Annotated in this window: 21 protein-coding genes and 2 tRNA genes; 20 read left to right on the forward strand and 3 right to left on the reverse strand. The window is 36.7% G+C overall.

The genetic code is table 11. The features are described from left to right. Nucleotides 1–96: 96 nt before the first annotated feature. The gene (locus tag NZ923_02845) at nt 97–1,734 is read left to right on the forward strand and encodes an NFACT RNA binding domain-containing protein (GenBank protein MCS7228957.1); all 1,638 of its coding nucleotides are present in this window, start codon (nt 97–99) and stop codon (nt 1,732–1,734) included. Next, nucleotides 1,731–2,318: a flavin reductase family protein gene (locus tag NZ923_02850; GenBank protein ID MCS7228958.1), complete on the forward strand. Its 588-nt coding sequence runs from the start codon at nt 1,731–1,733 to the stop codon at nt 2,316–2,318. Before NZ923_02845 ends, NZ923_02850 begins: the two co-directional genes overlap by 4 nt. On the opposite strand, the gene porQ is transcribed toward NZ923_02850, so the two are convergent. Then, complete coding sequence (porQ, locus tag NZ923_02855; protein ID MCS7228959.1) at nt 2,315–3,241, reverse strand: type IX secretion system protein PorQ; 927 nt, start codon at nt 3,239–3,241, stop codon at nt 2,315–2,317. The two genes, NZ923_02850 and porQ, sit on opposite strands and share 4 nt — an antisense overlap. Before the next feature lie 141 nt (nt 3,242–3,382). On the opposite strand from porQ, the gene NZ923_02860 reads away from it, so the two are divergent. From NZ923_02860 to NZ923_02935, 16 genes are all read left to right on the forward strand, one after another. Next, nucleotides 3,383–3,454, forward strand: a tRNA-Gln gene (locus NZ923_02860). Nucleotides 3,455–3,549: 95 nt separating this feature from the next. After that, nucleotides 3,550–4,488 (forward strand): ribose-phosphate pyrophosphokinase, encoded by a 939-nt coding sequence (locus NZ923_02865; GenBank protein MCS7228960.1) that lies wholly within the window; start codon nt 3,550–3,552, stop codon nt 4,486–4,488. 18 nt (nt 4,489–4,506) lie between these two features. Next, on the forward strand, nt 4,507–5,124 hold the full coding sequence (locus NZ923_02870) for a 50S ribosomal protein L25 (GenBank protein ID MCS7228961.1): 618 nt from the start codon (nt 4,507–4,509) through the stop codon (nt 5,122–5,124). A 17-nt stretch (nt 5,125–5,141) separates the two neighbouring features. After that, on the forward strand, nt 5,142–5,729 hold the full coding sequence (gene pth / locus NZ923_02875; GenBank protein ID MCS7228962.1) for an aminoacyl-tRNA hydrolase: 588 nt from the start codon (nt 5,142–5,144) through the stop codon (nt 5,727–5,729). Between the two features lie 65 nt (nt 5,730–5,794). Then, on the forward strand, nt 5,795–6,244 hold the full coding sequence (gene rpsF, locus NZ923_02880) for a 30S ribosomal protein S6 (GenBank protein MCS7228963.1): 450 nt from the start codon (nt 5,795–5,797) through the stop codon (nt 6,242–6,244). Nucleotides 6,245–6,300: 56 nt separating this feature from the next. Then, a complete protein-coding gene (gene ssb, locus NZ923_02885) occupies nt 6,301–6,747 on the forward strand; it encodes a single-stranded DNA-binding protein (protein ID MCS7228964.1) in 447 nt (148 codons plus the stop codon). Between the two features lie 28 nt (nt 6,748–6,775). Then, nucleotides 6,776–7,021 carry a 30S ribosomal protein S18 gene (rpsR, locus tag NZ923_02890; GenBank protein ID MCS7228965.1) on the forward strand — a complete coding sequence of 82 codons (246 nt, stop codon included), beginning with the start codon at nt 6,776–6,778 and terminating at the stop codon, nt 7,019–7,021. Between the two features lie 27 nt (nt 7,022–7,048). Beyond that, a complete protein-coding gene (gene rplI / locus NZ923_02895; GenBank protein MCS7228966.1) occupies nt 7,049–7,519 on the forward strand; it encodes a 50S ribosomal protein L9 in 471 nt (156 codons plus the stop codon). Between the two features lie 63 nt (nt 7,520–7,582). Further along, a complete protein-coding gene (locus tag NZ923_02900; protein ID MCS7228967.1) occupies nt 7,583–8,317 on the forward strand; it encodes a cytochrome c biogenesis protein CcdA in 735 nt (244 codons plus the stop codon). Between the two features lie 21 nt (nt 8,318–8,338). After that, nucleotides 8,339–10,090, forward strand: coding sequence for a 2-oxoacid:acceptor oxidoreductase subunit alpha (locus tag NZ923_02905; GenBank protein MCS7228968.1), 1,752 nt, complete (start codon nt 8,339–8,341; stop codon nt 10,088–10,090). Beyond that, nucleotides 10,074–10,955 (forward strand): 2-oxoacid:ferredoxin oxidoreductase subunit beta, encoded by an 882-nt coding sequence (locus NZ923_02910; protein MCS7228969.1) that lies wholly within the window; start codon nt 10,074–10,076, stop codon nt 10,953–10,955. Before NZ923_02905 ends, NZ923_02910 begins: the two co-directional genes overlap by 17 nt. 252 nt (nt 10,956–11,207) lie before the next feature. After that, complete coding sequence (gene guaA / locus NZ923_02915; GenBank protein ID MCS7228970.1) at nt 11,208–12,749, forward strand: glutamine-hydrolyzing GMP synthase; 1,542 nt, start codon at nt 11,208–11,210, stop codon at nt 12,747–12,749. Between the two features lie 3 nt (nt 12,750–12,752). Next, nucleotides 12,753–13,622 carry a tetratricopeptide repeat protein gene (locus NZ923_02920; protein ID MCS7228971.1) on the forward strand — a complete coding sequence of 290 codons (870 nt, stop codon included), beginning with the start codon at nt 12,753–12,755 and terminating at the stop codon, nt 13,620–13,622. Beyond that, a complete protein-coding gene (locus NZ923_02925) occupies nt 13,615–15,390 on the forward strand; it encodes an ABC transporter substrate-binding protein (protein ID MCS7228972.1) in 1,776 nt (591 codons plus the stop codon). The genes NZ923_02920 and NZ923_02925 overlap by 8 nt, the downstream gene beginning before the upstream one ends. After that, nucleotides 15,372–16,094: a DNA repair protein RadC gene (gene radC, locus NZ923_02930; protein ID MCS7228973.1), complete on the forward strand. Its 723-nt coding sequence runs from the start codon at nt 15,372–15,374 to the stop codon at nt 16,092–16,094. Before NZ923_02925 ends, radC begins: the two co-directional genes overlap by 19 nt. A 22-nt stretch (nt 16,095–16,116) precedes the next feature. Then, a complete protein-coding gene (locus tag NZ923_02935; GenBank protein MCS7228974.1) occupies nt 16,117–16,599 on the forward strand; it encodes an adenosine-specific kinase in 483 nt (160 codons plus the stop codon). Nucleotides 16,600–16,604: 5 nt separating this feature from the next. Here NZ923_02935 and NZ923_02940 read toward each other — a convergent pair. Continuing rightward, nucleotides 16,605–16,679, reverse strand: a tRNA-Val gene (locus NZ923_02940). Nucleotides 16,680–16,745: 66 nt separating this feature from the next. On the opposite strand from NZ923_02940, the gene NZ923_02945 reads away from it, so the two are divergent. Both NZ923_02945 and NZ923_02950 read left to right on the forward strand, forming a co-directional pair. Next, a complete protein-coding gene (locus tag NZ923_02945; GenBank protein MCS7228975.1) occupies nt 16,746–17,888 on the forward strand; it encodes a C40 family peptidase in 1,143 nt (380 codons plus the stop codon). Beyond that, the gene (locus NZ923_02950; GenBank protein MCS7228976.1) at nt 17,888–19,060 is read left to right on the forward strand and encodes a DUF819 family protein; all 1,173 of its coding nucleotides are present in this window, start codon (nt 17,888–17,890) and stop codon (nt 19,058–19,060) included. The genes NZ923_02945 and NZ923_02950 overlap by 1 nt, the downstream gene beginning before the upstream one ends. Here NZ923_02950 and NZ923_02955 read toward each other — a convergent pair. Continuing rightward, the gene (locus tag NZ923_02955; GenBank protein MCS7228977.1) at nt 19,049–19,576 is read right to left on the reverse strand and encodes a KOW motif-containing protein; all 528 of its coding nucleotides are present in this window, start codon (nt 19,574–19,576) and stop codon (nt 19,049–19,051) included. The genes NZ923_02950 and NZ923_02955 overlap by 12 nt on opposite strands. Nucleotides 19,577–19,696 lie beyond the last annotated feature (120 nt).

Genomic DNA, 19,696 nt, shown 5'->3' on the forward strand with positions numbered 1-19,696 from the left:
CAAATTTGCCGTGTTTGTTAAAATTTCAATAAATTTTTAGCGAATTTTTATAAGTTAAAAGTCATAATTTTGGACAAAAAGTGACAAATTTGACCAATGATCACAAACTATCATACTTTAAAAAACCTGGTTAAGGAAATAAAGTCAAGAATTGAAGGCACAACCATAAATGAATCCTTTACTCAAGAAAAAGATACACTTCACATAAATCTTGAGGGGGAGAATGCTTTTACACTTGAATTAAATGCGACGGGGCAAGGGTATATGTTTTTGCGTCCGAAGCTAGAAAGGGCAAGAAAAAATTCGCTTGATATCTTTCCGGAAATCCAAGGGGATAAAATAGTTAAAATTGAAATTCATAAAGCGGATAGAATTATTGAAGTCCTTCTTTCATCAAAGCATAAACTTCTTTTCCAGTTTTTCACTGGCAAAGTTAATTTCTTTCTTACAACGATTGAAAACGAGATCATAGCTTCATTTAAAAATCCGAAGGAAAACATCGGGAGAAAATTTGAATTTGAAAAGGTTGAAACAAACTATGATGTAATGATAAATAATTTTGAGGTATTTAAAAGTTTTTGGGAGAGTTCAAATGTTGACGAGCCGATATCACGACTTATTAAAATTGTTGATACTATTGATATGTTAATTGCTCGGGAAGTTGTTCACAGATCCGGTGATGCAAATGTTGAAAAAATTTGGCTTTGTTTGAAAGAAATTGATAAAGAGCTTAACAATCCAAAGCCACGAATTTATTACGATGGTGTTTTCCCGAGACATTTCTCAATTATTGAACTTACACATCTGAACTTTAAGAAAGTTGAGTTTGCCGAAATAAATGAGGCTATAAGAAGATTTGTAATTGAGACGAGAATAAACAGGGATTTCTACAACGAGAAAAAATCAATTTTGGAAAAACTTAAACACTTGCTTGATAAAACTATTAGAACCATTGAGAAAGTTGAAAAGGAAATCAACGAAAATCAAAGAGCTCGGATGTATGAGATTTACGGCTCAATTTTGATGGCTAATTTAAATGCATTACACAAAGGTATGAGTGAAGTTGAACTTTTGAATGTGTTTTCGGAAAAAAATGAAAAAGTAAGGATTAAACTTGATCCATCGCTTTCACCTGTTGAAAATGCCGAGAGATATTTTGAAAAGGCAAAGAAAACAAAGGCATCATTGAAAATTGCGGAGGAGCGATTGGAAAGATTGAAAGTTAACAAGGAGAAACTAAACAGTTTGATTCAGAAAGTTGATAAGTGTGAAAATCATAATGATTTGAAAAAATTTAAGGATGAAAACTTTCAAGATTTGAAAGCATTTGGAATCATAAAAGACAAGGTTGCTGAAAAAATCGGAAGCAAATTTAGAAGATTTGTCGTTGATGGCGGGTTTGAGGTTTGGGTTGGGAAAGATGCTAAAAGTAATGATTTGCTAACTTTGAAATTTTCTGATAAAGAAGATTTATGGTTTCACGCTCGTGGTGTTCGTGGGGCACATGTGGTCTTGAAAACGGGAAGAAGACAACCTAGTAAAAAGGCAATTGAACAGGCTGGGGGTATCGCAGCATATTTTAGCGAAGCGAAGACATCCTCGCTTGTCCCTGTTATCGTGACAAAGCGAAAATATGTGAGAAAGCCGAGAGGAGCACCTGAGGGAAGTGTGATAGTTGAGCGTGAGGAAGTCATAATGGTTGAACCAAAATTACCATCGGAAGAAATTGAATGAAGCACATTAAAAATAAACTTATTAACACAATGAAAAAAGAAATACCGCTTGAGAAAGCAAATCGGATTTTAAACATTGGCGGAGTCGTTCTCGTAACAGCTAAATATGAAGAGAAGGACAATATCACGCCGATCGCTTGGAATACTCCTGTGAGTAAAGAACCGCCCCTCGTTGCTGTTGCGATTGGACCAGAGCGATTTATTTATAAGCTGATCCAGAAAAGCAAAGAATTTGCGGTTAACCTTCCAACGCTTGAAATTTTGGAAGAGGTTTATTTCTGTGGGAAAAATTCTGGAAGAGATGTGAACAAATTTGAAAAGACAGGATTAACAAGAGAAAAAGCAAAATTTATTTCAGCACCGTTGATAAAAGAATGTATCGCAAACCTTGAATGTAAAGTTGATGGAATCTATCCAACAGGAGATCACCACTTAATAATCGGCAGAGTTTTAAGAGCGATCGTTGAAGAGGAAGTATTTGATGAATATCTGAAAGTAGATCTTAAAACAGCGAAGACGATACATCATCTCGGCGGGAGTATGTTTACGATTCCAGAGAGAATAATTGATGTGAAGAATCGCTAAAATTTAACGGTTAAACCGATCTGGTGTAGAGAGCCAATTTTACCGAGCGATGTTAATGAGTAATCAAATTTATATTTTTGAATTTTTATCCCGATGCCGAGCGAGAAACCAGTTAAATCAAGTGTCGGTGCTATCTTCATTTCTTGTCTTCTTTCGTTGTTATATCCAAACCTGAAATCAAAATTTTCCGATATGTTGAATTCCCCACCGATTGTGAAGTTTTTAATTCTGTCGTAGACTTTAGGTGTTTCTTCATTTATTTTATTCAAACCGATATTCAAGCGGAGTGGAAGATGTTCAAGTTTTTTTGAAATTGCAAATTTTATCTCAAATGGAAGGTTTTCTTTAAGTGAGATATAGCTGTTTATCTGGGTCCCGATATTGTTTAGCGTAAGCGCTATGTTAAGGTCTTGTTCTTCAATTACATACATTCCGCCGATGTCAAAAGCGATGGCAATTGAGCGAGCACCAGCGATTGATGAATAAATTAGTTTTGAATTAATGCCATATTTAATTTTTTCATATTCTTTTGAAAATCCTGCAACAATTGCGAGTTCACCAGCTGAAAAAGAGCCTAGTTGATTTCCGTACCGATCAGTTTGATTAAAGTTGCCGTAATTTATATAGATTAAGCCAAAACCGATGTTTCCAAAGTTTTCAAGTTTTGTTGTGTAAGCAGAGTAACCGAGGTTTATATCAAGTAAATGTTTAAAGAAGCCAATGCTTGCGTAGGTATTTTTGAGTGTTGATAAGCCAGCTGGGTTGTAGAAAAGTAAGTTTGGGTCATCAAGCATAGCGATGAAATTTCCGCCGATCGCAGAAGCCCTCGGGCTTATGTCAAGTCGTAAAAATTCATATGTGGAGTTTCCACCAGCGATTGAAAACGAAGACAAAAAGATTATAAGCAGAAAGACGCGTTTCATTTTATCATTTTTCTTTTTTCTTTCTGTGTTCAAAAATAGCAAAAATTTAGAAAAGAGCAAATTATTTTGGGCTTGTGCATTTGTATTTGAAAAATTTGTTTCAATTTATTAAATTAATAACGCCATTCGTGAAGCTCTTTTTGGGGCGTCGCCAAGCGGTAAGGCAGCGGTCTTTGGAGCCGCCATTCGGAGGTTCGAATCCTCCCGCCCCAGCAAAAACTTTTTTGTTTATGTTTGGTTAATTTGTAAGTTTTTTTTATCTTTGCTCTTGACTTGATGAAGCGATGGAAAAGTAATAAATAGAATGAATGAGTCAGCTTAAGATTTTCTCTGGTAGGTCAAGTAGAGAGCTTGCTGAAAAAATAGCAAGTGAGATAGGAGAACCGCTTGGAAGCTGTGAGATAAGGAATTTCAGTGATGGTGAAATTTGGGTTAAGTATCTTGAAAATATCCGTGGAAATGATGTATTTATTATCCAATCAACTTTCCCGCCATCGGATAATCTGATGGAGCTTTTAATAATGATTGACGCTGCAAAGAGGGCGTCAGCACGGAGAATTACAGCAGTTATACCTTATTTTGGTTATGCAAGGCAAGATAGGAAAGATCAACCAAGGGTTCCGATAACATCAAAATTAGTCGCGAATTTGATAACAGTTGCAGGCGCAGATAGGATTTTAACAATGGATTTACATGCTCCGCAAATCCAAGGTTTCTTTGATATACCGTTTGATCATCTTTACTCTGCGGTTGTTTTCGTTCCAGCAATAAAAGAGATAGTCGGTGAGGAAGAATTTGTTGTGGTTTCGCCTGATATAGGTGGTGTTAAGTTTGCTCGTGGCTATGCTAAAAGATTGAATGCGGAGCTAGTGTTAATTGATAAAAGAAGATTGCGTGCAAATGAGTCTGAAGTTGTCAATGTAGTTGGAGATGTTAAAGGGAAAACAATAGTAATAGTTGATGACATAATTGACACTGCTGGGACATTTGTTAACGCAGTTAATGCTTTGGTTGATAGGGGAGCGAAGAGAGTTTTTGGCGCGTGCACTCATCCGATTCTGTCAGGCAATGCGATTGAGAAAATTGAAAGCGCTCCAGTTGAGAAAATACTTGTAACCGATACAATTCCACTCAAAAGACAGTCACCAAAAATTGAGGTTCATTCAGTTGCACGAATTTTTGCCGAAGCTATAAAGAGAATTCATTGCAATGAATCAGTGAGTGTTTTGTTTGAAATTGAAAACTAAAAATTCAAAATTTAAAGCATGACAGAGATAACTTTAAATGCAGAGATAAGGAAACCAGGAAAAAGTATCTCAAATCAACTTAGACGTGCTGGGAAAATACCTGGAATTTATTATGCCCCGGGCGATGAACCATTGCCAATTGCTGTGAAAGAAACAGAACTCAAAAAGTTAATTTATACAACAGAGACACATATAATAAAACTGAAATTGGATACCGGGAAGGAAGTTCAGTGTATTTTGAAAGATGTTGAGTTTGATCCTGTGACGGATAAGCCGATTCATTTTGACCTTTATGGGTTGAAGGCAGGTGCAAAAATAACGCTTGAGGTGCCAATTGTTTTAGTTGGTAAAGCCCCCGGGGTTGAAAAAGGTGGAATTATTGAACATCTTCTTCATACTGTTGAAATTGAGTGCTTAAGCGATGCTATCCCAGAGCATATTGAGGTTGATATAAGTAATCTTGATATCGGTGATTCAATTCATGTCCGTGATTTAAATATCCCTGGTGTTAGGATCCTTGAAAGTGAGCTCTCAGTTATTGTTGCTGTTGTTCCACCGAGAGGTGCTGAAATAGCAACTGAAGCTAAGCCAGAGGAAGCTCAACAAGTATCTCAACCTGAAAAGAAATCCGAGTAAAAATAGTTCTTTTAAAAATGATCGCCATCTTTGGGCTTGGAAATCCTGGTTTTGAATATGAGATGACAAGACATAATGTTGGGTTCATGGTAGTTGATGAGATCGCAAAAAGACTTGATGTGAATTTTAAGCCCGGTAAGGGAGAATATCTTATAAGTTCAGGTAAATACAAAGGAAACGAATTTTTGCTCGTTAAGCCGTTAACATATATGAACAACAGCGGATTAGCTGTTAAAGATGTCGTGGAGAGATTTGGTGTTGATCTGAAAGATGTTTTCGTTATATGTGATGATTTAAACTTACCTCTTGGAGTTATAAGGATACGGCAAAAGGGTAGCGACGGTGGACATAATGGACTTTATTCAATAATTTATCACCTGAAGACGATGGAATTTCCAAGGTTAAGATGTGGAATAGGAAATCCTGAAAAGATGAAAAACATGGTTGATTTTGTCCTTTCAAAGTTTGATGAAGATGAGATTGAGAAGCTAAACGAGATGATTAAGCAAGCGGTTGAAGCAACATTTTGTTTTATCTCTGATGGAATTTTGACTGCGATGAACAAGTTCAATAAGAAGGTGAAATTAAAAGATAAAACTCCATGATCCAGGCGTTGTTCCTGGGTCCGAAAAATTTTTAAAAACAAAAAGACCAAATGGAGGTTAATTTAATGGCGAGAAAAATCCCAAAGAATATGATGTCAAGGAGATGGTATGAGACAACATTTTTGATCAATGCCTCGCTTGATGATCCAATAATTGAACAAATTATTAAGAAGTACGAGAACTTTATAAAAGAGCACGGTGGAGAGATAATTTTGATGGAAAGATGGGGCAGAAGAAGGCTTGCTTATCCGATAAACAAGAAGAACAGTGCCTTTTATGTTTATTTTGAATACTTTGCCCCACCGACGATAGTAAGCGAGCTTGAAAGGGCGTTTCAGCTTGATGAAAACATAATGCGATATCTTACTGTTGTCGTTACGAAGAAAGCTCTAAAAGCCAAGGAACAGGAGAAAAGGCGAGGAAGAATCACGATTGAGCATCTTGGGCTTGGAGGCGTTGAATCAGTAGCACAAATGGAAGAAGAGGAAACATTTGAAGAAGGTGAAGAAGAATAGAGTTTCCTTATTTGTAAAAAATTATGTTAAAACTTAAATGGTGGAGGGAACGATCTATGGCAAAAGAACTCAAAATGCCCGAGCTGAACAGCGTTGTTATAGTTGGTAATTTAACTAAAGATCCGGTGTTTCGTCAAACGACCAAAGGGACACCGGTTGTTAACTTTACGATTGCTTCAAATCGCAGATTCCGAGATAGCAAGAGGCAGTGGAAGGAAGATGTCTGTTTTGTAGGCGTTGTTGCGTGGAACAAGCTTGCTGAATCTTGCAGAGGTAGATTGAAAAAATCAAGCGCCGTTCTTGTTGAAGGTGAATTACAAAGCAGAAATTTGAAAACTGCTGATGGTAGAACCAGGACAGTCGTTGAGATCAAGGCAAGAAGAATTCAATTTCTTGATAGGAGAGGAATGGTTTCGGGCAACAATGAAGGTCAATCCTCTTCTTCCCAGAGTCAATCAAATAATTTGAACAAGTATCTCTCAAACGAGGGACCGAAAATTTAACAAAAAATAAATTTTGAATCAGAGCATGATGGAAAATGATGAAAAAGTACTGCGTTTAAGGAAGAAAAAAATATGCCGATTTTGCGAAGCTGGAGAGATCTACATTGATTATAAAGACGAGAAGAAACTTGGGAAATTTCTAACGGAACAAGGCAAGATAATCCCACGCAGGGTTAGTGGAAATTGTGCGATGCATCAGCGTCAATTGACAAGGGCTATTAAACGAGCTAGACATCTTGCTTTGCTTCCGTTCGTTGCTGAAGCAGTGAAATAAGAACAAAATTTAACGGAGAAGGCAAAGATGAAAGTTATATTGCGTCAGGATTTTGAAAATCTTGGAAAATTTGGTGATATTGTTGATGTAAAAGATGGTTATGCGAGAAATTTTTTGATACCGCGAAAAATAGCTCTACCTGCTACACCCGGAAATATAAAAATGATAGAAACAGAGAAAAAGCAAAAAGCGTTTAAACTTGAGAGAGAAAGAGTAACAGCTCAACAACTTGCTGAAAAGCTCGCAGGAGTTGAAATTACAATTGCTATGAGAGCTGGAGAAAATGAACGCTTATTTGGTTCCGTAACAGCGCAAGTGATTGCCAATGAACTTGAAAAACTTGGTTTTGAAATTGACAGAAGAAAAATTTTACTGGATGAGCCGATAAAGATGCTTGGCAAGTATGAGGTGCCAATAAAACTTCATCCTGATATTAGCGCTAAAGTGATGGTTAATGTTGTTAAGTTAGAGGAGGAAGAAAAAAGTAGCGAAAGTTAATTTTTAATGTCCCCGACTAAAGGTCGGGGTTTTTTTATCAAATTTAATGATAGAGAAAGTAAAATGGAAAGCGTTGGATTTTTAACGGCGTTTTTGTTTGGTATCTTGTCATTTCTTTCGCCTTGTGTACTCCCACTTGTTCCTGGCTATATTTCTTTCATATCGGGGCTTTCATTTGAAGAATTAAGGGAACAAGGTGGCTCAAAGAAATTTTTAAGCAAAACTTTTTTAAGTTCTGTTTTTTTTGTAATTGGTTTTTCAATTGTTTTTATTGCCCTCGGGGCTTCGGCGACAGCGATTGGCAAGTTTTTATCTGATAATATGAATATAATTTCTAAAGTTGCTGGTGTTATAATTATCCTTTTTGGTCTGCATATGGTTGGGATTTTCAAGATAGGATTTTTGAACTATGAAGCAAAACTTAAAGTGCGAGGAAAACCTTTGGGGTTGCTTGGAGCTTTTCTAATTGGTTTTGCTTTTGGTTTCGGGTGGACTCCTTGCATCGGTCCGGTGCTTGCAACTATCCTTGTCCTTGCGTCACAGCAAGAGACGATCAAGCAGGGAATTATGCTTCTTACTGTGTATTCCCTTGGTCTTGGGATACCATTTATCATAACAAGCTTGAGTGTTAATTTCTTTTTCAAATGGTTTTCAAAGGTAAGGAAATATTTGAATGTCGTTGAAATAATAAGTGGGGTGATTTTGATTATACTTGGCGTTTTGATTTTCACGAATTCGCTCGGGGTGATTTCATCCTATATTATGAAAGTTTTCCCATTTTTGAGTAAATTTTCTTAAAAACAAAAACCTTTTGAAAAGATGTCGGTTAATGGAAAACTAAACGATATAGTTGTAAGGATTGGTGGGGAAGGTGGAGAAGGTGTGATGAGCGCAGGAGAGATACTGACATATTCTGCAGCGAGATCTTCATACCGTGTTTTTACATTTAGAACTTTCCCTGCCGAAATCAAAGGTGGGCTTGCAATGTATCAATTTCGCGTAAGCCCACACGATATTTATTCAATGGGTGATAAGCTTCATATTTTAATGGCTTTTAATCAAGAGGCATTTGATAATTATGCTTCTTTGCTCGCTGATGATGGAGTATTGTTTTACGATCCAGCAGAGTGCAAACCGCCCGAAAGCTTTACAAAGAAGAAATATGAAGTTCCGCTTAAAGAACTTGCAATGTCTGCTGGGACTCATCTTGCAAAAAATATGGTTGCAACTGGGTTTTTAACCGCTGTGCTTGGGATTCCCGTAGAAAAATCAGAATATCAAATTATTGATAAGTTTAAACGCAAGGGTGAAAAAATTCTTGAGCAGAACCTTACAGCTTTTAGAAGCGGAATTGAATATGCGAATAGATATCTTGATGAATTAAGTAGATTTAAACTTGGAGAACCAGAGGGCAAGGATAAAAGGATAATTCTTTCAGGAAATCAAGCAATTGGTTTTGGAGCAATAGCAGCTGGTTGTAAAGTAGCCGTTGGTTATCCGATCACACCTGCATCTCCAGTGCTTGAGTTTTTAGCGCGATATCTTCCGAGGTTTGGAGGTAAAGTTATTCAAAATGAAGATGAGATCTCAGCTCTTGCAACTTGTATTGGTGCGTCATATGCTGGTGTAAAAGTTATAACTCCAACTTCAGGTCCAGGGCTTGCTCTAATGACAGAACTTATAACATACGCTTCAATGGCAGAATTACCGGTCATTATAGTTGATGTTCAACGAGCAGGACCTTCTACGGGGATGCCAAGCAAAACGGAGCAAACAGATCTTTATCACGCTGTCTTTGGTGGGCCTGGTGAAGCTCCAAGGATAGTCGTTGCCCCTGCTAATGTTAGTGAATGTTTCTATGAGACGGTAAGAGCTTTTAATCTTGCCGAAGAATATCAAATGCCTGTGATTATACTCTCGGATCAGATTCTTGCTTATCAAACTGAGGCAATCCCAAAGCCAGATATTGATTCATTGGAAGTGGTAAATAGAATTGAACCAGATTACGATAATTATAATTCAGAATATCTCCGCTATAAGATCACGGAAACAGGTCTTAATCCAATAGCGACGCCAGGGCATCCAGGCTTTGAATACATAGCACCAGGACTTGAACATAATGAGCGTGGAAATCCAAATTATACTCCTAAAGTTCACACAGAGATGCAAAAGAAGAGGTTTAGAAAGCTTGAAACGCTTGCCCAAAAGCTTGAAAATGAAGATAATGACTATTACAGAGTTGATGGTGCGGAGATATTGTTGATTTCTTGGGGTTCAACTTATGGAGCTATAAGGGAAGCAATAGCAAGAGCGGAAATGGAGGGCGTTAAAGTAAGTCATTATCATCCGAGAATTTTGAATCCATTGCCAAAGCGAAAGGTCAAAGGGATTATTCAAAGTTATAAAAAAGTTATCGTTGTTGAACAGAATTATCACGGTCAGTTTGCAAACATATTGAGAACATTTGTGGATTACAATCCAATTAAACTTAACAATTACGGTGGAATTCCTTTCACATCTGAAGAAATTTACAACAAAATAATAGAGGTCGCAAATGAGCGAAGTAATTGAGAAAATAAAGCAGGCAAAGGTTGAATATAAAAGTGATGTTAAACCAACTTGGTGTCCGGGTTGCGGTGATTATGGAGTGCTTGCAGCTTTTATAAGAGCATTAGGAGAGATGAAAATACCGACACATAAAATAAGCATTGTTTCAGGGATCGGTTGCTCCAGTAGGTTTCCGCATTTTGTAAAAGGATATAATCTTCACACTGTGCATGGTAGAGCCTTACCAGTTGCTCTTGGTGTGAAGGTAGCAAACCCTGATCTTGAAGTTTTTGTTGTCGGTGGAGATGGCGATGGATTCGCAATAGGTGGAGGGCATATTCCGCATGTTGCAAGAAGAAATCCTGATATGGTTTATATAGTTCTTGATAACGCAATTTATGGTTTGACGAAGGGGCAAGTTTCACCGACTTCAACCTTAACGATGATGACGACAACAACTCCATATGGAGCAATTGAACCGCCAATAAATCCTGTTATGCTTTTCCTTGCTTATGGAGCTACTTTCGTGGCGCGTGGATTTTCGTCAAACACGAAACAAATGACACAACTTATAATTGAAGCGACCAAGCATAAGGGCTTCGCTGCTATACATGTGATATCTCCATGTCCGACCTTTAATATGGAAATAACTTTTGACTTTGTCCGAGAGAGAGTTGTTGATATTCCGCCTGATCACGATCCGACGAATAAGCTCAAAGCATTTGAGCTTGCGATGGCTCAGGATAAAATTTACACTGGGATATTTTATCGCGAGGAGAGACCAACCTTTGAGGAAAATCTTGAAAGAATTGTGTCAAAATTTGATGGCACAGCTGATGAGTTGTTAAGAAAAGAACGATTGGAAAAACTCTTTGATCAATTTGCTTAATTAGTTCAACTTGTCCTCACATTTAGCAAGTATTTGAAGACATTTCCTTCCCCCTCTTGACCCAAGAGGGGGATTTTTGTTTTATTGGGGGTGAAATTTAAAGTTGCGATTCTGGATTTTTACCTTTCTGATTCGCACAAAGATTCAAATCTTTGAGCTTTTCATAAGGGATTCGCCTCTTTCGGGCAAAATTATTTATGGAGATTTTGAAAAATTTTTTATATTTAAATCAAAACTCACAAATTCAAAAACCTGATGCGCCCCAGCGAATTTATTCTCATACTTGATTTCGGTTCACAATACACACAATTAATAGCAAGAAGAATAAGAGAGATAGGAGTTTATTCCGAAATTCAACCTTTTAATTTCCCTATCGCTGAGATTGAAAGATTAAAGCCCAAAGGGATAATCCTTTCTGGTGGTCCTGCAAGCGTTTATGCAAATGGTTCGCCACAAGTTGATGTTAAATTGTTTGAACTCGGAATCCCTATCCTTGGAATTTGTTATGGACTCCAACTTATTGCATATAAACTTGGTGGAGAAGTTGATAGGTTTGCGAAAAGAGAATATGGCAAAGCGATTTTAAAAATTGAAAAAGATGACGATCTTTTCTATGGTTTAAATTCAAACACTATTGTTTGGATGAGCCATGGGGATGCGCTTTTGAAAGCACCTGATGGTTTTGATGTCATCGCTCAAACCGAAAATTCTCCTATTTGTGCTATACGAAATAAAGAGAAAAAAATCTACGGCGTCCAATTTCATCCAGAGGTTGCCCATACAGAGAAAGGTAGTGAGATATTGAAAAATTTCGTATACAGAATTTGCGGATGCCAAGGTGGTTGGAACGCTGAATCTTTCATTGAAAACTCAATTAGAGAAATCAAGGAAATCGTCGGGGATAAAAAAGTTATATGTGGAGTAAGTGGAGGAGTTGATTCAACGGTTCTTGCTGTATTGCTTACTAAGGCAATTGATAAAAATTTAATCGCGATTTACATTGACAGCGGATTAATGCGAAAAAATGAAAGTAAAGAAATAGTTGAGATGTTCAATAAGCTCGGTGTCAACCTTCACTATGTTGATGCAGGTGAAATTTTTCTTGATAGATTACGCGGTGTGGTGGATCCCGAAATTAAAAGAAAAATCATAGGACACACTTTTATTGAAATTTTTGAGCAAGAAGCAGAAAAATTTCAAGATGTTGAGTTTCTTGCACAAGGGACTTTATATCCAGATGTGATTGAGTCAGTATCCTACAAAGGGCCTTCTTCTAAAATAAAAACTCATCACAATGTCGGTGGGCTCCCAGAAAAAATGAAGTTTAAGTTAATAGAGCCATTCAAGGAACTCTTCAAAGATGAGGTAAGAAACATTGGGAAAGCACTTGGCCTTGATGATGAGATATTAAATCGTCATCCGTTTCCTGGTCCTGGACTTGCTGTTAGAATTGTTGGTGAGATTACATATGAAAAACTTGAAATTTTAAGAAATGCTGACGAGATTTTTATAGAAGAAATAAAAAAAGCGAATCTTTATGATAAAATTTGGCAGGCATTTGCTGTGCTTTTGCCTGTTAAATCTGTTGGTGTCATGGGCGATGAAAGAAGCTATGAATATGTGGTTGCTTTAAGAGCCGTGACAAGTCAGGATGGCATGACTGCCGATTGGGTAAAATTACCATATGATGTGCTTGAGAGAGTTTCATCAAGGATCGTAAATGAAGTTAAAGGAGTTAACAGAGTTGTCTACGATATAACGACAAAACCACCGGCAACAATTGAATGGGAATGATATATGGCGATTACAAGTATAAAAAAATCGCTTGAGAAGGCAAGACGATATTTTGAGTCAGGAAAATTTTTGCATTCAATCCAGATTTATCACAAACTTATAAACGAATTCCCAAATTTTGTTGATGTCTACACGGAACTTGCATTTGTTTATACTAAACTTGGCAAAGAATCTTTCGCTGAAAAATTATTGAGACGAGCTTATGAAATTGAGCCAGGGAACGAAGAAGTTTTATTCATGCTTGGAAATATTTGTCTAAAGACAAAAAAATTTGATGAAGCAATAAAATTTTTCACTCCGCTTGCAAAGATTGACTATCCAATTGTTCATTATAACCTTGGCTTAGCTTTTTATTACAAAGGAAATCATCTTGAAGCAGAAGCAGAGTTTAAAAAAGTTTTAAAACTTGATCCTAACTTTCCTAAAGTTTTTGAATCCCTTGGAGAAGTGCTTATAAAGCGCGGGAGCTATGAAGAAGCAGTGGAATACCTTCAACGAGGTATTAAAAAAGAACCGTTTAATCATTTGCTTTATTATCTTCTTGCAATTTCACATTGGAACCTCGGGAATCTATCAGAAGCCAGAAAAGCAATTGAAACAGCAATTGATTTAGAGCCTGAAAAGGCAATCCTCTGGCAAACATGCGGTGAGATATTGCTTGAACTCGGAGAAGTTGATGAAGCGGAAAGATATTTTAATCGCGCTATACGACTTGATAAAAACCTTGTTGATTCGTTTATAAACCTTGGCTTGATCTACACATATCGCGGTAGAAAAGAAGAAGCAGATAAGTTTTTCAGCGAAGCTTTGAGAATTGATCCAGATGTTAAACCGAAAATAGAAGAAAAACTCAACCTGCTAAAAAATGGTTAAATTTTTTCGGGTAATCGTATTTCTCATCTTTTTCAGTGGTTATCTGTTAAGTCAGGGTGAGAGAATTTATAATCCAATTGCTGATTCGCTCTTTAAAAATGGGGTTGAATTTTTCAAACTCGGTTTAAACGCGAGGATTCTAAGCGGGGATACAGCTGGGTTGCCTTATTTTTATAACGCTTATTTAAACTTTGATTCGGTCGTTTCGCTTGGCTTAAACCATCGCACAACGGCAAGTTATTTAATGGTGGCAAAATCGCTTTGCTATCTTAATAGATTTGACATCGCTGAAAAAATTTTGAAAAATTTTATCTCAGGATTTCCAGAAAGCGAATATATTGAAGATGCCTTTTATACGCTTGGTCTAATTTATGCTAAAATTGGCGACTACAAACAAAGCTTGCTATCCCTTGATAAAGCAATTGCGAAGGCAAAAGATGATAAATCAAAGTATGTTGAGGTTATTTCAGTTGTAATTGATTCAATAAGAGACGCTGATTTAGGGAATTTAGAAAAATTGGAGTTAACAGCAGACACGAGATATTTAATAGTGCGGAAGGTATCTGATAATCTTGTTTCCGCTGGAAAAATTGAGAGCGCAAAAAGATATATCTCGGAACGGTTGAGATATTTTCAGAGAACTGAGTTTTATGAAAAGCTAATTTTCCAAATCAATTACTTTGACAGATTGCTTGTTCGTCCCAAGGTGAAAATTGGGGTTTTGCTTCCAGAAAAGCAAAGCTTAAGCGATGCGATTTTAAAAGGGATTGAAATTGCCGTTGACGAGCATAATATAAATTCAAATCCCAAAGTAGGAGTTGAGGTTAAGTATTATACAAGTCGGGATGTTGATCAAAAATTGTTAAGTTTTAGAAACTCACCTGATGTTATCGGCATAATAGGACCAATTTATAGCGAAGATGTTGAACTGTGTGCAAGATTTGGGGATCAAGTGAAGATACCAATAATTTCCCCAACTGCGACATCTGATGGTTTAACAAAATTGAGCAATTACATTTTCCAGTTTAACTCAAATCATACAATTCGTTCAAGAGCACTTGCCCAGTTTGCGATTTTTGCTCTTGGTTTAAAAACTTTCATCATTCTTGCCCCAAATGACAGAGCGATAAAACCATTTGTTGATGCGTTCGTTGATGAAGTTACAAAGAATTCCGGTAAGATCGTCGCAGTTCAATTTTACAATCCTGATGAAACCGACCTTCGTCCTCGCTTCCGAAACTTAATTTTAAAGCTTGACTCTCTTAAAATCCCGATAAGCGAGGTTGGTTTTGAAGGCGTTGGTTTGTTTGCTCCGATTTCAAATCCAGATTTCATTGGTATAATTTCTTCGCAGGTTTATTATCATGACCTTAAAGTTAAAATTCTTGGCAATGATGTTTGGAACAACTTTGATGAACTTTATCTCAACAGAAGATATACTGATGGGGTTATATTTACAAGCGGGCAATATGTTGATTATGAAAGTTTTTCCTTTAAAAATTTTGCGAAATTGTTTAAAGAAAAATTTGGCACCGAACCAAGTGAGTTCTCGGTTTACGGATATGACGCGGCGAAGATAATTTTGAAAATAGCAAGCGAAGGTAAATTGACATCATCCGAGGTTTATGATAGGCTTAAAAATTGTGAGAACCTTGGCGTTGGTCGTGATGTGATCTTTGATGGAGAAAGAGTTAACAAGTCGGTTTCAATTCTTGTTTTCAAAGATAATTTAGTGAGGCGATTATCTCAATGGACGGTAAATCAATAAAGTATGAAATCAACACAGATTATAAAATCAGGATAAAAGATTTACCTCCTGAGACAAGACCGCGGGAGAAATTTATAAAGTACGGACCTCGTTTTGTTTCAAACGCTGAACTACTTGCGATTTTGATCGGCTCTGGAACTAAAAAAATATCCGCTTTGGATCTCGCAAATAAAATACTGTCCGATGCTGGAAGTTTGCGTGAACTTGCTCGTAAGGATTTAGGAGATCTGAAAAAATACAAAGGTATAGGTTTGAAAAAAGCGGTTGTTATATCAGCGGCATTTGAACTTTCAAGAAGACTTCAATCGGAACCAATATCAGAGCGACCTCAAATCACATCGCCTGAAGACATCGCTAAAATTTTCATCCCTCGGCTTTCGGATTTAACAAAGGAAATTTTAATAGTTGTGCTTCTTAACACTGCAAACAGGATAATAAAAGAAGTAGTGGTATCGGAGGGAAATTTGAACTCAAGTGTAATTCATCCAAGGGAAGTTTTTAAACCAGCTATTGATGAGCTTTCAGCAAGCATCATCCTTGTTCATAATCATCCAAGCGGTAATCCAGAACCAAGCAGGATAGATATTGAAGTGACAAAACAAATTTATCAAGCGGGCGAGATTCTTGGAATAAAACTTCTTGATCATATCATAATTGCTGGCGATAAATTTAGTAGCATGGCACGACTTGGATTATTAAAATAAAAACAAAATCAGTGGTAAAACTATGGAGTTAAAAATTGTAAAGATTGAGAAACCTGACAACATCAACTTTATTTTGGGTCAGGCGCATTTCATAAAAACTGTTGAAGATTTATACGAGGCAATTGTCACAACTCAGCCACATCTGAAGTTTGGCATTGCTTTTTGTGAGTCCTCTGGTCCAGCTCTTGTTAGATGGGCTGGGAATGATGAAGCAATGATTGAACTTGCGAAGAAGAATGCATTGAATCTTTCCGCTGGGCATTCATTTATTATATTTATGGATAATGGCTATCCGATAAATATCTTGAATGCCGTTAAAATGGTGCCCGAAGTGTGCAGGATTTTCTGTGCAACTGCTAATCCAGTGGAAGTGATAATCGCAGAAACAGAACAAGGACGCGGAATTCTTGGGGTGATAGATGGAGTTAAAACAAAGGGAATTGAAACAGAAGAAGATATTCAGAAGAGGAAAGAGTTCTTGAGAAAAATTGGATATAAATTTTAATTTTGTGGGCGGTAGAGGATTCGAACCTCTGGCCTCCACCTTGTAAGGGTGGCGCTCTGAACCAACTGAGCTAACCGCCCAAAATTCAGTTTAAAAATAATAAAAAAGTCGCTTTAAACAAAATTTAAAACTAATCCCATGCAGCAATGAGAAAAACCATAACATTTGTTGTTTTCTTTTTATTCTTTTCGTTGCTTTTCTCACAAGAAAAACGATATGAGAGTTTGATCCACGAAATTTCCCAAAAGTATGCTCCAGACAAAAGGGTTGCTGTTTTTGACATTGTGGTTCACGAATTTGGAAACACTTTGATATTAAAGGGTGAAACAACTATAATGGAAGCAAAGATGGAATTGCTTTCAAAAATTAAATCAATTTCTACAAATGTAATTGACAGCGTTGTTGTTTTACCATCGCCTGAACTTGGGGATAAAATTTTTGGGGTCGTTTCAGTAAGTGTTGGAAACATGAGGGCAAAACCATCACATCAATCTGAATTGGTGAATCAAATTTTAATGGGACATAGTGTTAAGATATTAAAACGCCAAGGTTATTGGTATTTCGTTCAAACTGAAGCACCGGAAAATTATCTTGGTTGGATTGAGGAGGGTGGCTTGAAAGTTTTTGGTTCAAACGAGTTTGAAAATTGGAATAAAGGGAAGAAACTTATCTTCATAGATTACTTTGGATTTGTATACTCTCAGAAAGATAAAGAATCAGTTCCCGTAAGTGATCTCGTTATGGGTGATGTTTTTCTGTTTAAAAAGGATGAAGGGAAGTGGATTAATGTTATTCTACCAGATGGAAGGACAGGATATGTTAGGAAAGAACAAGTTAAGGATTTTGATAAATGGAAGAAGGAAGTAATTTTGAGTGTTGATAATTTGATTAAAACTGCGATGAAATTCGTAGGTTTTCCTTATTTGTGGGGTGGCACAAGCATTAAGGGATTTGATTGTTCTGGTTTTACAAAGATCGTTTTTAAAATGAATGGGTTTGAATTACCAAGGGACGCCGATCAGCAATCGCGCCTTGGTGTTGAGGTGGAGCCAGGTAAAGATTTTGAGAATTTAAAACCTGGAGATCTAGTATTTTTTGGTCAGAAAGCTGAGGAGGGGAAACCAGAGAGAATCACACATGTTGGAATTTATTTAGGAAACAAAGAATTTATTCACTCTTCTGGAAAAGTTAGCATTGATAGTTTTGATCCGAGAGCACCGAATTTCAATGAATACAGGTATAGAACATTTGTCAAGGCAAAACGATTGATAAAAAACGAAAACAAATGATGATTAAAAATCCAACTGAAATTTTTGTTTATCTCGTTTTATTAATTTTCGCAATATACAAAGCAAGCCAGATAAAATTTTTATCAAAGTTTTTCAGATACTTGCCACCAGTTATTTGGGTTTATTTCCTTCCGATGCTTTCATCGGCGTTAGGGTTGATCCCGCGTGAGTCTGAATTTTATACTTGGGCGAGAACTTACCTTTTACCATCTGCTCTCGTTTTGCTTTTGCTTTCTGCAAATATACCAGTTATAATGAAGCTTGGTCTCAAAGCAATAGTTATGTTTTTGACTGGTTCATTCGGTATAATCATTGGAGGTCCGATAGTTTTGTTAATTTTTGAGCGCTGGTTACCTCCTGATGCGTGGAAGGGTTTGGGAGCTTTATCTGGGAGTTGGATGGGTGGAAGTGCAACGATGCTTGCCATAGCACAAAGCATTGGGACTCCTGAGTCATTGCTTGCTCCCTTAATAGTTGTTGATACCGTCGTTGGATATGGATGGATGGGGATTGTGATATTTTTGTCAGCATATCAAGACAAGGTGGACGAATTCAATCGCGTTGATAAAGCGATTCTAGTGGAGTTAAACAAAAGAATGCAAGAAGTAAAGGAATCAAAGCGAAGATTTTTGAGTTTTATTGATTTCGCAACAATGATTTCTATTTCGTTCGTAATTGGAATTATATCTTTAAAGATGGGTTCTATCTTACCAGAGATTGGAGTAATAATATCTCACTATACTTGGGGAATTATAATCGCAACCGCTATTGGTGTTGTTTTGTCTTTTACAAAGTTGTCGGAGCTTGAGCATTCTGGCTCAACCCATGTTGGAAATTTCATGCTATATCTTTTGCTCGCATCGGTTGGTGCAAGAGCAAATATCTATGGAATTTTTGAAACCCCCATTTTCATGCTTGTTGGGATCGTTTGGATAATGATCCATGCTATATGTTTGTTTGTGGTTGGAAGATTGATAAAAGCGCCAATGTTCTTAATGGCAACAAGTAGCCAAGCAAACATAGGCGGACCAGTTACAGCTCCAATTGTTGCATCAGTTTATCAAAGTGCTCTTGCACCGGTTGGACTTCTAATGGCTGTAGCTGGAAATATCATTGGAATTTACGGCGGTCTTTTATGTTCGCAACTTTGCTACATAGTGTCAAGATTCTAATTCTTGTGGATCAATTTTACAAAGCAAAAACTTATGAATATCCGCCTTTACTTGATAATCCATTGAGATAAGCATAACAATCGCCCTTGTATTGTTAATTTTTTCAATTATCCCAATAAATCCTTTTAGTGGTCCGTTTATTACAACGACATAGTCACCTGGCCGAAGTTCTGAATCAGTTTCAGGTTTATCAGGTATATAGATGTGATTGTTCCAGTTCACTCTTTCTTTTATTTCTTCTATTATTGTTTCTTTTATTGGCTTTGGTTTTCCGTTGACTCCTAAGATTTTTCTTACCCCCCGTGTGTATATTACAAGATCAAACAAACTCGGTTTTAATTTTGCAAATACGTAATTTGGAAATAACGGGACGATAACTTTTTTTCTTTTTTCTTTAACTATGCGAATTTCTTGAATTTTGGGATTGAAAACCTCAATGTTTGCAGAATTTAAATATAATTCAACGAGATTTTCTTGTTTTGGTTTAGTCTGCAAGACGTACCAACTTAAATCCATCTTTTTAAGAGCACCTCCCACTCGTAATTTGTTTTTAAAAGAAAAAAGAATCCATTACTAAATTTTAAAAAATTGCCCCGCCGTAATGTTAATAGGGTTTAAGATGATTAATTCAAAAAT

It is taken from the genome of Candidatus Kryptonium sp. (genome assembly GCA_025060635.1).
Taxonomy (GTDB): domain Bacteria; phylum Bacteroidota; class Ignavibacteria; order Kryptoniales; family Kryptoniaceae; genus Kryptonium.